This window comes from Actinophytocola xinjiangensis, from assembly GCF_001921215.1.
GTDB classification, from domain to species: Bacteria; Actinomycetota; Actinomycetes; order Mycobacteriales; family Pseudonocardiaceae; genus Actinophytocola; species Actinophytocola xinjiangensis.
Genome location: NZ_MSIF01000002.1, coordinates 79403 through 93895, shown reverse-complemented (window position 1 = coordinate 93895; position 14493 = coordinate 79403). Strand labels below are relative to the sequence as shown.

Sequence of the window (14493 nt, the reverse complement as noted above, 5' to 3'; positions counted from 1 at the left end):
GAGTGCCGGCCCTAGACTCCCGGCGTGCCTGTTGCCTTCGACACCTCCGGTATGGAGCAGTACGACGAGCGGACGTGGTTCGATCCGCGGACCGGCGACCAGGTCAGTCTGTCGTACATCGGCATGGAACCAGACCTGCCGGCGGGACTGGACGAGCTGGGGCCGCTGCGCCACCGCCTGGCGGTCGAGACGTCCGAGATCGGCGCGCTGATCGAGGCCCACGCGGTGGTGGTGGACCAGGTGCCGGCGCTGTTCCAGCTGCTCAAGGTGCCGATCCCCGGCCAGGAGGCCGGCCAGGCGTACATCGCCGCCTTCACCCTGCCCAAGGCGACGTGCAGTGCCGTGCTGAGGATCCAGTGCGCCGAGGACGGAACGTGGGCGGGTGTCCGCGAGGCTGCGGTGTCCGCCCAGGCACGCCCCCACCCGTACGCCCCGGAGGTGTCGGGCCTGCTCCCCTCCCACCCGGCCGACGACGCCCAGTGGGACCCGCGGTTCCCTGACCACCCGTTGACCCGCGCCCGAGCCTGGGCACACCACATGATCGCCACGGCCCGGGTGGACCCGGACTTCGCCCGCCTCCCCCCGTTCCACCCGACGACCGCCGGCGTCACCGAGACCTTCCCCCGCCTGGTCCCCCTCTCGGGTGACACCCAGCCAGAGGACAAGCGGCCCAGCCCCCGCCCCCGGCGCGAGTCGCGCCTGCGGGCCGTCCCCCCGCTGGACGCCGACCCCCAGCCCGTCTGGCAGATCCCGCCCGGCGGCGCGTCGACCACCCGACCCGGCGGCCCGGACCCCCTCGGCCCCGGAGGCATGGCCACCCCCGGCCTACCCACCCGAGCCCCCACCGACATCGAAGGCCGAACCACCACCACCAACGGCCAACACCCACCCGACGAAGTCCACCCCGATCGGCCAGACCACCCCGGTTCGCCACCCAGCAACCCCGGCTCGCCGCTCACCCTGCCCGGCTCCCCGTCCAACCAGCCCAGCTCGCCCCTCAGCCAGCCCGGCTCCCCGGCCAGCCTGCCTGGTTCCCCGGCCAGCCTGCCCGGCTCGCCGCTCAGCCAGCCCAGCTCCCCGGCCAACCAGCCCAGCTCGCCGTCCAACCAACCCGACTCCCCGCTCAACCAACCCAGCTCCCCGCTCAACCAACCCAGCTCCCCGCTCAACCAACCCAGCTCCCCGTCCAACCAACCCGACTCCCCGTCCAACCAACCCGACTCCCCGCTCAACCAACCCGACTCCCCGCTCAACCAGCCCAGCTCCCCGTCCAACCAGCCCGACTCGCCCCTCAACCAGCCCAACTCCCCGCTCAACCAACCCGACTCGCCCCTCAACCAGCCCAGCTCCCCGCTCAACCAGCCCGACTCGCCCCTCAACCAGCCCAACTCCCCGCTCAACCAACCCGACTCGCCCCTCAACCAGCCCAACTCCCCGCTCAGCCTGCCCGGCTCCCCGGCCAGCCAGCCCGACTCGCCCCTCAACCAGCCCAGCTCGCCCCTCAGCCAGCCCAGCCCCCCGTCCAACCAGCCCAGCCCCCTGCTCAACCAGCCCGGCCGCCCGCTCAACCAGCCCAGCTCGCCCCTCAGCCAACCCAGTCCACTCATCGGCGCCGGCCCCGACACCGAGCTGCCTGGCTCACCCGGCCCCACCAACCCTGGCGCCGCAGGCCCTCAAAGCCCGACCGAACCCACCCCGCCGCCTTCCGCCACCCCACCGGACGCGACCGTCACCAACCCCCCTCTCGCGACCGCCACCTCTCCCGCGCTCGCCTTTCTCACCGCCGCCGATCCACCCCACCCCGACTCCGCCAACCCACCAGCCCCGGCGGACCCCGACATCTCCACACCCAGCACCCCGCCCGGCCCCGACTTCACGGACCCGACCGACCCCAGTCACACCGGTCCGACCGCGCTGACCCACGACGTCACCGGCAACGACCTCACCGGCTACGGCCTCACCGAGCCACCCCACGCCGAGCCACCCCACGACGGCCACGCCGGCCCTTCCCACGGCACCGCACCGCACCCCACTTTCGCCGACTACTTCGACCTGGCAAGGCCCAGCGCCCCCGACCCAACCCACGTAGACACGTCGACCGCCACCGACCTGCCGGGCCGGATCCCCACCACGGTCAGCAACCCGCTCACCCGCCCCGACCCGCCGACCGACGGTGACCGGCCGGCCGACACCGACCTCCCCGCCACAGATCCGCTCACCCCCGCCACCTCTGCCAGCCCCGCCACCTCTGCCAGCCCCACCACCTCTGCCACCCCCGCCAGCCCTGCGAGCCCCGGCAGCCCTGGCAGCCCCGGCAACCCTGCGAGCCCCGGCAGTCCCGCCAGCCCTGGCAGCGCAGATGTGAACGCCGTGGGCGGCCCAGCCGGCCCGTCCACGGGCCGCCACCAGGCCCCCGACACCACCTCGCCCTCCAGCGACATCCCCGAACCCACCCCGCTGTTCCCGACCGGCCTCCCACCCCGTCGCCGGCGCGCGGCCCACCAAGCCACCGACGACCCCCCGACCACCTGGTCCCACCCCACCCCCCAGCCCGACGACACCCTCCAGCCCGACGTGACCCCGCAGCCCGACGACACCCCCGCACCCGATCCCGACCCGCCCACCACAGCCGAACCCCGGGACGACGTGACACCCGCCGCGGCTCGACACTCCACATCGGACATTCCGCCGGACCCGGCGTTCGCATCCCTGATCACCAATGCGACCTTCCACGCCACGCTCCCGCCCCGAGGTGTCCCCCAACCCTCAGCCCCCGGCGCCATCCTGACCCTGGTCTCCAACGCCGCCGCCACCCCCGAAACCCCCACCGCCCCACCACCAACAGCTCACCCCCCAGCCTCGAACGCGACCCCGGACCCCGAGCCACCGGCGGACCGGGCCAAGCACTCGGCCCACCACACCCCGACCCAGTTCGCCACCACCACCGACGGCCCGCCCGACACCGACACCACCACCGACGGCCCGCCCGACACCACCACTTCCGAACCACCCCACCCCACCGAACCAACACCAGCCCCCGAACCGTCAACCGACCTGGCGCCCCCCACAGCCATCACGACCGGCCCACCACACCCAACTCCGGCCGCCGCGACCGAACCCACTCACCCAACCCCGCCCGAACCAGCACGCCCACCAACCGAGCCAGCGCAGCCAACACCCGCCGCGCCACCTCACCCAGCACCAACCGGCCCCGTGACCACCCCAACCCCCGTGACCACCCCAACCGCGCCGACGGCAACACCCGACACCGCCCCGGCGCCCCCAATTTCCGAACCAACGGTCACCCCGGTCACCGCCCCAGCCGTGGCCACGGCCACCAACCCAGCACATCCGGCCCACCCAGCACCAACCGAACCGACACATCCAACCTCCGCCGCCAACGTCGAGGACGCCTACCGGCAGGTGGTCGCCGAGTTCGGCACCGAGACCGCCCCGGGCGCCCCTTCAACCGCACCAGCACCCGGCTCGACCACCTCAACACCAAGCTCGGCCACCTCAACACCCAACTCCCCCACCCCAGCACCAACCTTCGCCACCCCACCAACCTCGACCACCCCAACACCCAACTCCCCCACCCCAACAAGCTCGACCTCCCCAACGCCCAATTCCCCCGTCCCACCAAGCCCCGCCACCCCAACGCGACCCGCCCCAACCCCCACAGCCCCATTCACGACAGCCCCAGCCACGACGGCCGTCAGCGAACCGGCCCGCCCCCGCGCCACCACCTGGACACCTCCATCCCCCACGCCCCGCCCCACCAACGCTGCCCTCACAGCTCTTCTCGGCCTCCCGGTCGGCGACCACATCACGCTGTGGCTGGATGACAAGCCCAGCTACTGGCGTCTGACCGAACCCGACATCGTCCGAGCCCGTCTCGGCGCCGGTCTCGGGTTCCGCTCCGAGGTCGAGGAGTCACGGTTCCGGGAGACCGCCACGGTCGACACCGACGCGCGGACACTGTTCCTTCCGAACCGTTTCCGTGATCGGAGTGGCCGGCTGGGCGGTGTCACCACGGGTCTGGCCGAGGCGACCGAGGACGAGGCGTTCGGCGCCGTCGACGATGGGGCGACGTCGGAGTTGTACCGGTGGCTGGGCGAGATCGTGCTGGCCGCCGGCGAGCGGGACGAGTACGTGGTGGTCGAGTCGGGCGGGTGGGGAGTGGCGCCGACGCCGAGGGTGTCGATCACGCTTCGCACCGACGACGGGGAGGAGTGGCAATCAGTTGTCGAAACTTCACCCGTTCCGGTTGGCGCACCCATATGGAGTGGGCAACAACCGGTCAACGGCAACAGTCAGTCACTGATTTCGCCGGCTACTGACCAGACGTTGCGGGCCGCGGGCCTCCTGACGAGGTTCGCGGTGGCCACGTGGGACGTGCATCCGCTGATGTTGTGCCTGTCCTTCGGCCCTAACCACGCTCGGTGAGATCTCGACCCGGTAAGGTCGAATCGCCAAGATGAGCATGAGGGTGGGGATCTTGTCGTGACCGAGCCGCAGCCGGTGATGGATCAGGCCGAGCAGGATCGGTTGATCCGACAGATCGGGCGCGCACTTCTGACCGTCGCCGGCCAGGACTGGACGCACATACGCACCGAGTACCGCTCCGCCGGCCGCCACATCGAGGTCGACGTGCTGGTCAGCGGCCCGGACGGCGAGCCGCGTCCGGTGCGCCCGCCGCAGGAGGTCGTCGAGGGACTGGGCCGGCTGCGCCAGGGCATGTACCGCCCGGGCCGGGGTACGTGGCTGTCGGCGCTGTACCTGCTGGACCCGCCCAGCACCTTCAACGCCGAGTTCGAGCCCGACACCGAACCGCGCTGGCGCCGCCTCCCACCCCCCATCGGCTTCGCCGACGAGTTGCGCTTCTTCCCCCGCGCGGACGAACACATCCCCGACTGGTTCCGCCAACGAGCCGGCCTGCCCCCAGTCGAACCGCCCGCCGCCACCCCACCCGCCGGACTCACCCAACCAGCCGGAGCCACCGGCGGCCCCGGACCCGGCCACCCAGCCGCCCCCGCCCAACCTTCCAGCGCCGGTCAACCAGCGGGAGCAGCCCAACCTTCCAGCGCCGGTCAACCAGCCGGAGCGGCCCAACCTTCTGGAGCTGGTCAACCAGCCGGAGGCGCCCAACCGCCCGGCCCCACAGCGCCCGGCACCGCAGCACCCGGCACGGCAACACCCGGCACCGCAGCGCCCGGCACCGCAGCACCCGGCACGGCAACCTCGCCTACCGGCACCCAACAACCGGGCGCCCCCACACCGGCCGAAGCCCACCCCGCGCCCGGCGAAACCCACCCCGGAACCACCGCACCGCCCGCCGGAGCCCATCACCCGACTCCACCCGCCGGCACCCAACCAAGCCACGGCGAACCCGTCCGGGCAACGCCCCCCAGCGGTCTGCCCCAACCAGGCCACCCCGCACCGCCGGCCGGCGCTCCCCACCACTCCGCCGCCGGCGGCCCCCAGGCGACACCCCCCGGTGGCCTCCGGCGAGCAACACCAGCGGACGCCCCCTCCGGCACAGCCCCCTCCGACACGGCCTCCTCCGGCACAGCCCCCTCCGGCACAGCCCACGCCGGCAGCGCGCGGCCAACACCACCGAGCCAGGCAACACCACCGGGCCAGGCGACGCCCCCGGCCGGCGCCCAGTCGGCACCCGCCGGCCCTCAAGCGACACCGCCCGGCGGATTCCACCGTCCCGGCAACCCGGCACAAGCCGGCGCCCACCACCCTGGGCCTCACGGCCACACCCCCGCCGGCGGCTTTCAACGACCCTTCCCCGGCGACGCCGCCGCTCATCCGCCGTCAGGCGGAGCGCACCAACCGTCTCCCGGAGCACCGCACCCCACCCCGCCCAGCGGATTCCATCCGGGCGGCGCCACACCGGTTCCTCCCGGAACCCGCCCCGGCCGGCCAGGGGATCGTCCGGCACCAACCGGACCCACACCGGCTGGCGGTTTCCCCCAGCCGGACCAGTCCGCGACAACCGGCACCGGCCAGTCCGCTGGCGAACACCACCAACCAGACCACTCGGCCAGCACCCGCCAACCCACCGGCGAACACCAACCAGACCACTCGACCAGCACCCGCCAACCCACCGGCGAACACCAACCAGACCACTCGACCGGCACCGGCCGACCCACTGGCGGCCACCAGCAACCGGACCGTTCCGGTTCACCCGTCACCGGTCAGCCAGGTCGCACCACCCCGCCGGGTGGGTTCCAGCAACCGACCGGCCAGCCAGGCCACACGGCCAGCGCGCCGCGGCAACCGGACAGTTCCCGCCACGAGCCGTCCTCCACCGGGACCCGGCAGCCGAACCGAGTCACCTCGCCCGGCGGGTTCCGTCTGTACGACCGCGACCCGTCGAGCAGCGGAACCGACCCGAACCCCAGCGAGCCACCCGCTCAGCAGCCGAGCCACGTCACGCCATCAGGCGGAACCGGTCCGCGACCATCGCACGTCTTCACCCCACGGCAACCGGACAACGCCACGGCGCCCGCTGGGGAACAGCGACCGGGCACCCCGCCCGCCGGATACCCGCTTCCGAAGCGCATCACCTCCAACGGACCTCGGGCCGGCGCCCAGTGGCCGAGCAACACGCCATCTCCCGGCGACGCCGAGAGTCACCCACCGGCGGGCCCCGCGTCGGGACACGCACGTCCCGGCGAGCCCCCGGCCTCCGGTTTCACGCCACCCGGCGAAACCAACCGCGCCTCGCTCTTCTTCACCCCGCCCGAGGCGCACCGGTCCGTGCTCGACCAGCGCCACGCCACCCCACCCACCGGAGCCCAGCCCGAAGGCGACACCGGAACACGGCAACCGAGCCACGCGCAGCCGGGCCAACAACCCCAGTGGCCCACCGACAGGTAACGACCCGAACGCCGTAGCCGCCCGGGTGGGCGGCCTCCGGCCCCCCGGAATCCACGCTACCCGGCACCACCGACAGTGTCGGTGCGGGTGAGCAGAGCTATGCACTCCACGTGGTGCGTCATCGGAAACGCGTCGAAGGCGCGTAGGTCGGTCAGCGTGTAGCCGTTCTGGGCGAAGGTTGCCACGCCGCGGGCCAGTGCCGCCGGGTCGCAGGCCACGTAGACCACTCGGCGGGGGTGGTGGGCGGCGATCGACTCGACGATGTCGCGGCCGGCGCCCTTGCGGGGTGGGTCGAGGACGACGACGGCCGGGGCGGGGGCCTTGTCGATCATCGCCGTGACGGGGCCGGAGAGGGTTTCGACCTGGGGCAGGTCGGCGAGGTTCGCGGCCGCCAGGCGGGAGGCTTCGGGGTCTCCCTCGATGGACAGGACCGTGCCGGTGGGACCTACCTGGGCCGCCAGGACCGCGGCGAACAGGCCCACGCCGCTGTACAGGTCCCAGACGCACTCGCCTTCGGTCGCGTCTGACCAGGACTCGATGACCTCGGCGTACTGGTCGGCGGCGTCGGGGTGGGTTTGCCAGAAGCCGTCGGGTGCCACGTGCCAGTGGCGGCGGGCCGCGAACTCGACGGGGTCGCCACCCTCGACGACCCGGTCGTTCTCGACGATGTGGGTGTGGGCCGTGGCGTCCACGGCGACGGTCAGGGACGCGGTGGGGCGCCAGCGGCGGCCGACCACCTCGTCGACGGTGCCGGGGGCGGCGATCACACACTCGGACACCGGCACCACCCGGTGGCTGCGGTGGGCGAGGAAACCGGGACGGCCCTGGCGGTCGACGGTCATTCTCGTGCGGGTGCGCCAGTCGCGGCCGTCGCCGGGGAGCGGCTCGACGGTGACCGGCACGGTGAGACCAGCCAGGCGGGACAGCTGCTCGGCCACCACGAACGCCTTGAGCGACCGCTGTTCGGCCAGCGTCGCATGCTGCCAGTCGCAGCCGCCGCAGCGGGAGGGGCCGGCGAACGGGCACGGTGGGGTGACGCGGGCCGGGGACGGCGTCAGGATCTCCACGGCGTCGGCCCGGCAGAAGGAGCCGCCGCGGTCCTCGGTGACCGCGACGACCACGCGTTCGCCGGGCAGGGTGTGGCGGACGAACACGACCCGGCCCTCGTGGCGGGCCACGCAGTGGCCGCCGTGGGCCACCGCCCCCACCGTGACCTCGAAACGCCTGCCCTTCCAGGACGTCATCGTTTCGAGTCCTTCTCGGACAGTCCACGGCGGACAGCACCGGGGGCCGCCACGCCGGGGTCGCGGTCGCGGACACGCTGCGCGGACGCCAGCTGCCATGGCACGCTGGTGACCATCACCCCCGGCTGGAACAGCAGCCTTCCCTTGAGACGCAACGCACTCTGGTTGTGCAGCAGCTGCTCCCACCACCGGCCAACCACGTACTCCGGGATGTACACGGTCACCACGTCGCGCGGGTTGTCGCCGCGCACCCGCCGCACGTAGTCAAGCACCGGCTTGGTGATCTCCCGGTACGGCGACTCGATCACCTTCAGCGGCACCGAGAAGTCCTCCTTCTCCCACTGCGTCACCAGCATCCGGGTGTCCTTGTCGTCCACGTTGACCGTCACCGCCTCCAGCACGTCCGGCCTGGTCGCCCGCGCGTAGGCCAGCGCCCGCCGCGTCGGCAGATGCAGCTTCGACACCAGCACGATCACGTGGTTGCGCGAGGGCAACGTCGTCGGCTCGCGGTTGAGTTCCGCCTCGCTCAGTTCCTGGGCCACCCGGTCGTAGTGCCGGCGGATCGCCGTCATCACCAGGTAGATCGCGCCCATCGCGGCGATCGCGATCCACGCGCCCTTGGTGAACTTGGTCAGCAGCACGATCACCAGCACCGCCGACGTCATGAACAGACCAAACGAGTTGATCATCTGTTTGCGGCGCATCCGCTTGCGCGCCAACGGGTCCGTCTCGCCCCGCAGCAGCCGGTTCCAGTGCCGGATCATGCCGCTCTGGCTGAGCACGAACGACACGAACACCCCGACGATGTAGAGCTGGATCAGTCGGGTGACCTCGGCGTCGAACGCGATCACCAGCACCACCGCGAACGCCGCCAGGCCCACGATGCCGTTGGAGAACGCCAGCCGGTCACCGCGCGTGTGCAGCTGTCGCGGCAGGTAGCGGTCCTGGGCCAGGATCGACCCCAGCACCGGGAAACCGTTGAACGCCGTGTTCGCCGCCAGCACCAGGATCAGACCGGTGAAGAAGATGACGTACCAGATCGCCGGGTCGAAACCAGCGAACACCGCCTCAGCGAGCTGCGCCACCAGCGTCTTCTGCTCGTAGCCCGGCGGCGCGTCGACCAGCTGATGGGCGGGGAACTCGGCCAGCTTCGCGCCGCTCACCCCGGCCAGCATGATCAGACCGAGGAACATCACCACCGCCAGCGTGCCCATCAACAGCAGCGTGGTGGCCGCGTTGCGCGACTTCGGTTTGCGGAACGCCGGCACCCCGTTGCTGATCGCCTCCACCCCGGTCAGCGCCGCGCTGCCGGAGGAGAACGCGCGCAGCACCAGGAACAACAGCGCGAAACCGGACAGGTGGTCGCCTTCCTCCAACAGGGTGAAGTCGGCACTCTCCGCGCGCACCTCGTCGCCGAGCAGGTACACCCTGGTCGCGCCCCACACCACCATCGCGAGGATGCCGGCGACGAACGCGTAGGTCGGAATCGCGAACCAGGTACCGGACTCGCGCACCCCGCGCAGGTTCATCGCCGTGAGCACCACGATCGCACCGACCGCGAACTCCACCTTGTGGGTCGCCACGAACGGCACCACCGAGCCGATGTTGGCCGCCGCCGAGGAGATCGACACCGCCACCGTCAGCACGTAGTCGACCAGCAGCGCGCTGGCCACCACCAGGCCCCAGCGCGGGCCGTGGTTGACCGTCACGACCTCGTAGTCGCCGCCTCCGGAGGGGTAGGCGTGCACGTTCTGGCGGTAGGAGGCGACCACGGTGACCATGACGAGCACCACGACCAGGCCGATCCACGGGGTGAACGCGTAGGCCGACACCCCCGCGATGGACAGGGTCAGCAGGATTTCCTCCGGCGCGTACGCCACGCTGGACATCGGGTCCGAGGCGAAGACCGGAAGGGCGATGCGCTTGGGCAACAATGTCTGGGACAGCCGGTCCGTGCGGAACGGACGGCCGACCAGCAGTCGTTTCACCATCGAGGCGAACTTGGGCACGATGCGCAAGGGTATGCGGTCCCGTCACCGGATTGGAGCAGCCACGGGTAGGTTCTACCCGGGTTGCGCCCGACGGTGGGCCCCGAGAGAAGGAGAGGCCTGGTCGTGCACGTGGTGATCATGGGCTGCGGGCGCGTCGGCGCGTCCCTCGCGGCCGCGGTCGAACGGCTCGGCAACTCCGTCGCCGTCGTCGACAAGGACCAGCACGCGTTCCGGCGACTGAGCACCGACTTCCACGGCCAGCAGGTCGTCGGCGGCGGGTTCGACAGAAGAGTGCTGGTCAAGGCCGGGATCGAGCGGGCAAGCGCGTTCGCCGCGGTGTCCAGCGGCGACAACTCCAACATCATCTCCGCCAGGGTCGCCCGGGAGACCTTCGGCGTCGAACACGTGGTCGCCCGGATCTACGACGCCAAGCGCGCCGAGGTCTACGAACGCCTGGGCATCCCCACGGTCGCGACCGTGCCGTGGACCACCGACCGGCTGATGCGCACCCTGCTGCCCGACGGCGTGGCCTCGGCGTGGCGGGACCCGACGGGCAAGGTGGCGATCGTCGCGCTGCCGGTGCACGAGGGCTGGGTCGGGCACACGCTCGCCGAGCTGGAGCAGGCCACCGGCGCGCGGATCGCGTTCGTGATGCGCTTCGGCACCGGTGTGCTGCCCGCCCCCAAGACCGTCGTCCAGGCCGACGACCAGGTGTACGTCGCGGCGCTGTCCGGCACGATCAGCGACGTCACCGCCGCCGCCGGCCAACCGCCCGAGGAGGCGTCCTAGATGCGGGTCGCGATCGCGGGAGCCGGCGCCGTCGGCCGCTCCATCGCCGCCGAGCTGGTCGCGGCCGAGCACCAGGTGATGCTCATCGAACGGCTGGAGTCCCAGTTCGAGCCGCACACCGTCGAGCAGGCCGAGTGGGTGCTGGCCGACGCCTGCGAGCTGGCGTCGCTGGAGGACGCCGGCATGCAGCTGTGTGACGTGGTGATCGCGGCCACCGGCGACGACAAGGTCAACCTGGTGGTGGCGCTGCTGGCCAAGACGGTGTTCGCCGTGCGCCGGGTGGTGGCCAGGGTCAACGACCCGGCCAACGAGTGGCTGTTCAACGAGGCGTGGGGTGTGGACGTGGCGGTGTCGACCCCGCGCATGCTCGCCGCGATGGTCGAGGAGGCGGTGTCGGTCGGCGACCTGGTGCGGCTGCTGACGCTGCGGCAGGGCCAGGCCAACCTGGTCGAGCTGACCCTGCCGGAGGACACCCCGCTGGCCGGGCGCCCGGTCCGCGAGGTGCACCTGCCCCGGGACGCCGCGCTGGTGACGATCCTGCGCGGCGGCCGGGTGATCGTGCCGCAGCCCGACGACCCGCTGGAGCCCGGCGACGAGCTGCTGTTCGTGGCGTCGGCGAACGTCGAGGACGAGATCCGCGGCGCGCTGGGCTACTGAGCGTTACTGGGGCGGGGTGGGGAAGCCCGGCGGCATGACCATCGGCCGGCCGGCGCTCATGGCGCCGTCGACCAGGACCGACGTGCCGGACAGGTAGGAGAGTTCGGGCGCGGCCACGGCCAGGATCGCGCCGGCCATCTCCTCCGGTTCGGCCATCCTCGGCAGGCCGTGCACGTTCAACGGTCCCCAGGCCTGCTTGAACTGGGCCCACAGGTCGTCGGGGATGCCTGGCGGACGCACCAGGCGGGTGTCGGTGGTGCCGGGGTCGACGCTGACCACCCGGATGCCCTGGGCGCCGTAGTCCAGGGCGGCGACGCGGACCAGGCCCTGCACGGCGCGTTTGCTGGCGGTGTAGGCGGCGTGGCCGGGGCGGGTGTGCTCGGCCTGGGAGGACGCGACGCACACGATCACGCCGCCGCCGGCCCGGATCAGGTGCGGGACCTGGTACTTCATCGACAGGAACACGCCGCGCGCGTTGGTGCGGTGCACGTCCTCCCACTCGTCGAGCGTGGTCTCGTGCAGCGGGGTGCCGAGGTGGATGCCGGCGTTGTTGACGGCGATGTTCAGGCGGCCGTAGCGGCCGGCGACTCCGTCGACGAAGGCCCGCACCTGTTCGGGCACCCGCACGTCGGCCCGCAGGTAGAGCGCGTCGCCGCCGGCGCGGCGGATCTCCCGTTCGACCTCGCGGCCCAGGTCCTCGCGCCGGCCGCAGAAGCCGACCTTCGCGCCCTCCCTGGCGAAGGCCAGCGCGGTCGCCCGGCCGATCCCCGAGGTCGCGCCGGTGATCGCGACGACCGTGCCGCGGTAGCGCCCCGGTGTCCTGGGGGCGGCTGACGCCGTGCCGGCGCCAGCCGCGACGGCCAGGGCCGCGGCACCGGCCGCCGCGCCGCCGAGAACGGCCCGTCGGCCAACCTGTTCGCCCATGGAAATGCCCTCCTTATGGATAGTCCAGCTATCTGAAAACGGATAGTAGGACTATCTGTCTGAGATCATTCTCAGGTGCGAGTCGCCGAGCTGAGCCAACGGACCGGGGTGCCGATCCCGACCATCAAGTACTACCTGCGCGCGGGCCTGCTGCCCGCCGGCGAGCTGACCAGCCCCAACCAGGCCCACTACGGCGAGACGCACGTCCACCGGCTGCGCCTGGTACGGGCGCTGGTCGAGGTCGGCGGACTGTCCATCTCGGCGACCAGGGCGGTGCTGGAGAAGATGCGCGGCGCCGACAGCCAGCTGCACTCGATCGGCAAGGCCCAGTTCGCCCTCGGCCCGCGCACCGAGCCGCACGAGGACGCCGCCCTGGCCGACGCCCGGACCAGGGTCGACGAGCTGATCGAGCGGCGCGGCTGGCTGGTCCGCGAGTCCAACCCGGCCCGCGCCGGCCTGGCCGAGGCACTGGCCCACCTGACCCGCCTTGGCCACGGCGACGCGCTACCGCTGCTGGAACGCTACGCCGACGCGGCGCAGACCCTCGCCGACCCGGAGGTCGACCTCGTCCTGGGCCGACCGAACGTCGACGGGATGGCCGAGACCGTGGTCACCCTGACGGTCATCGGCGACGCGCTGATGAGCGCGCTGCGGCGGATGGCCCAGGAGTCCGAGGCCACCCGCCGGCTGGCGGACTGAGCAGCGGGCTAGGCGCTCTCCGGCGCCTGCCGGCCGCTGTACTTGGCGCGCAGCTGGGCCTCGGCCTCGCGTTCCTCGGCCTCCTTGGCCGCCGCGAGCGCCTCAAGGTCCTTCTGCCGGTGCCCGGCGACCCGCACCGCCCAGACCGTCACCAGCAGGGCGACGGCGGTCAGCGGGTAGCCCATGGCGATCCTGGCGAAGGCCAGCCACCCGGTCTGGTCCTCGTCGTAGAGCCAGCGCTGCACGATGAACCGGGCACCGAAGACCGCCACCCAGGTCAGCGTGGCGATGGCGTAGGCGCGGACCGCCCGGCGGTCGCCGCGCCAGATCATGCCGTGCCCGTTGAGGAACGACCAGATCACGCCGACCAGCGGCCAGCGCACCAGCACCGACACCAGGAAGACGCTGCCGTAGATCAGGCTCGCCCAGATCCCGAACAGGAAGAAGCCCTTGGCCGAGCCGGTCCGGTAGGCGATGAACGCGGCGATCGCGACGCCGAAGAAACCGGAGATCGCCGGCTGCAACGGCTCCTTGCGCACGAGCCTGAGCACGGTGATCGCCACCGCGCTGCCCAGCGCGCTCCAGATCGCGGGGGTGAGCCCGAACAGCGAATTGATCAGGACGAAGACCAGCACCGGGATCGTCGAGAAGACCAACCCGCTGATGCCGCCCATCTGTTCGAGCAGCGTCGGTTGTCTCTCGGTGGTGGTGCCGTTCTCGGATTCGGTCATGTAGCCGTCTGCAACTCGTAGTAGGGGTTGTACAGGACTTTGCGGCCGTCCCGCATCGCGATCCGTCCCTGCGCCTTGATGGTGCGTCCCGGCTCGATGCCCGGAATTCGCCGTCGTCCGAGCCAGACTAGTGTCACACCCTCGGTTCCGTCGAACAGCTCGGCCTCGAGGGTCGCCACGGCGTCACGGGGGCTGAGTTCGACGGTACGCAGTCTTCCGAGAACCGTCACCTCGTCGCCGGACCGGCAGTCACACGCCTTGCGGGCGCCGACGGCCTCGACGTTCTCGGACAGGTTCTCGGCATCGAGTTCGTCGATATCGCTGGTCAGACGTTTGACCAGCCGGCGTAGCGGACCGCGACCGGCTCCGTTGCCCATACTGACGCTCCAGTTGCCTGGGGCCGGCCCCAACTTCCGACCCGTACAAAACCAGCGTAACCACGCACAGCAGCGCTGGGTGGAGGATCTGGCACGTGACAATCTCGGCACGCCCGTCGGCCGGGGACCGCGCTCCACGGACCGCGATTATGCTGCCCGGCACCGGATCTGACGATGTCTTCGTCCGATC

At 71.9% G+C, this 14493-nt stretch carries 9 protein-coding genes; 4 read left to right on the top strand and 5 right to left on the bottom strand.

The features are described 5' to 3' along the window. Positions 1-24 precede the first annotated feature (24 nt). Positions 25-4446, top strand: coding sequence for a hypothetical protein (locus BLA60_RS42970; protein ID WP_154814138.1), 4422 nt, complete (start codon positions 25-27; stop codon positions 4444-4446). Between the two features lie 2501 nt (positions 4447-6947). On the opposite strand, the gene BLA60_RS05265 is transcribed toward BLA60_RS42970, so the two are convergent. Both BLA60_RS05265 and BLA60_RS05260 read right to left on the bottom strand, forming a co-directional pair. Then, the gene (locus tag BLA60_RS05265) at positions 6948-8135 is read right to left on the bottom strand and encodes a class I SAM-dependent RNA methyltransferase (protein ID WP_075131602.1); all 1188 of its coding nucleotides are present in this window, start codon (positions 8133-8135) and stop codon (positions 6948-6950) included. Further along, positions 8132-10126: an APC family permease gene (locus BLA60_RS05260; protein ID WP_425427040.1), complete on the bottom strand. Its 1995-nt coding sequence runs from the start codon at positions 10124-10126 to the stop codon at positions 8132-8134. Before BLA60_RS05260 ends, BLA60_RS05265 begins: the two co-directional genes overlap by 4 nt. A gap of 123 nt (positions 10127-10249) precedes the next feature. Here BLA60_RS05260 and BLA60_RS05255 point away from each other — a divergent pair, with 123 nt between their 5' ends. Then, on the top strand, positions 10250-10915 hold the full coding sequence (locus tag BLA60_RS05255; protein ID WP_075131601.1) for a potassium channel family protein: 666 nt from the start codon (positions 10250-10252) through the stop codon (positions 10913-10915). Continuing rightward, positions 10916-11572: a potassium channel family protein gene (locus BLA60_RS05250; RefSeq protein WP_075131600.1), complete on the top strand. Its 657-nt coding sequence runs from the start codon at positions 10916-10918 to the stop codon at positions 11570-11572. It abuts the gene before it with no gap. Positions 11573-11575: 3 nt separating this feature from the next. On the opposite strand, the gene BLA60_RS05245 is transcribed toward BLA60_RS05250, so the two are convergent. Beyond that, on the bottom strand, positions 11576-12496 hold the full coding sequence (locus tag BLA60_RS05245) for an SDR family NAD(P)-dependent oxidoreductase (protein ID WP_075131599.1): 921 nt from the start codon (positions 12494-12496) through the stop codon (positions 11576-11578). A gap of 75 nt (positions 12497-12571) precedes the next feature. Here BLA60_RS05245 and BLA60_RS05240 point away from each other — a divergent pair, with 75 nt between their 5' ends. Further along, positions 12572-13195, top strand: a complete 624-nt coding sequence (locus tag BLA60_RS05240; protein ID WP_075131598.1) for a MerR family transcriptional regulator — start codon at positions 12572-12574, stop codon at positions 13193-13195. Between the two features lie 8 nt (positions 13196-13203). Here BLA60_RS05240 and BLA60_RS05235 read toward each other — a convergent pair whose 3' ends face one another. Both BLA60_RS05235 and BLA60_RS05230 read right to left on the bottom strand, forming a co-directional pair. Continuing rightward, positions 13204-13926 carry a DUF3159 domain-containing protein gene (locus BLA60_RS05235; protein WP_075131597.1) on the bottom strand — a complete coding sequence of 241 codons (723 nt, stop codon included), beginning with the start codon at positions 13924-13926 and terminating at the stop codon, positions 13204-13206. Next, complete coding sequence (locus tag BLA60_RS05230; protein WP_075131596.1) at positions 13923-14303, bottom strand: OB-fold nucleic acid binding domain-containing protein; 381 nt, start codon at positions 14301-14303, stop codon at positions 13923-13925. The genes BLA60_RS05235 and BLA60_RS05230 overlap by 4 nt, the downstream gene beginning before the upstream one ends. Positions 14304-14493 lie beyond the last annotated feature (190 nt).

What these genes read in the sequence shown, in the direction of transcription:
- BLA60_RS05265 (WP_075131602.1), bottom strand. Translation starts at nt 8,135, where the DNA reads ATGACGTCCTGGAAGGGCAGGCGTTTCGAGGTCACGGTGGGGGCGGTG.
- BLA60_RS05260 (WP_425427040.1), bottom strand. Translation starts at nt 10,126, where the DNA reads ATGGTGAAACGACTGCTGGTCGGCCGTCCGTTCCGCACGGACCGGCTG.
- BLA60_RS05245 (WP_075131599.1), bottom strand. Translation starts at nt 12,496, where the DNA reads ATGGGCGAACAGGTTGGCCGACGGGCCGTTCTCGGCGGCGCGGCGGCC.
- BLA60_RS05250 (WP_075131600.1), top strand. Translation starts at nt 10,916, where the DNA reads ATGCGGGTCGCGATCGCGGGAGCCGGCGCCGTCGGCCGCTCCATCGCC.
- BLA60_RS05230 (WP_075131596.1), bottom strand. Translation starts at nt 14,303, where the DNA reads ATGGGCAACGGAGCCGGTCGCGGTCCGCTACGCCGGCTGGTCAAACGT.
- BLA60_RS05235 (WP_075131597.1), bottom strand. Translation starts at nt 13,926, where the DNA reads ATGACCGAATCCGAGAACGGCACCACCACCGAGAGACAACCGACGCTG.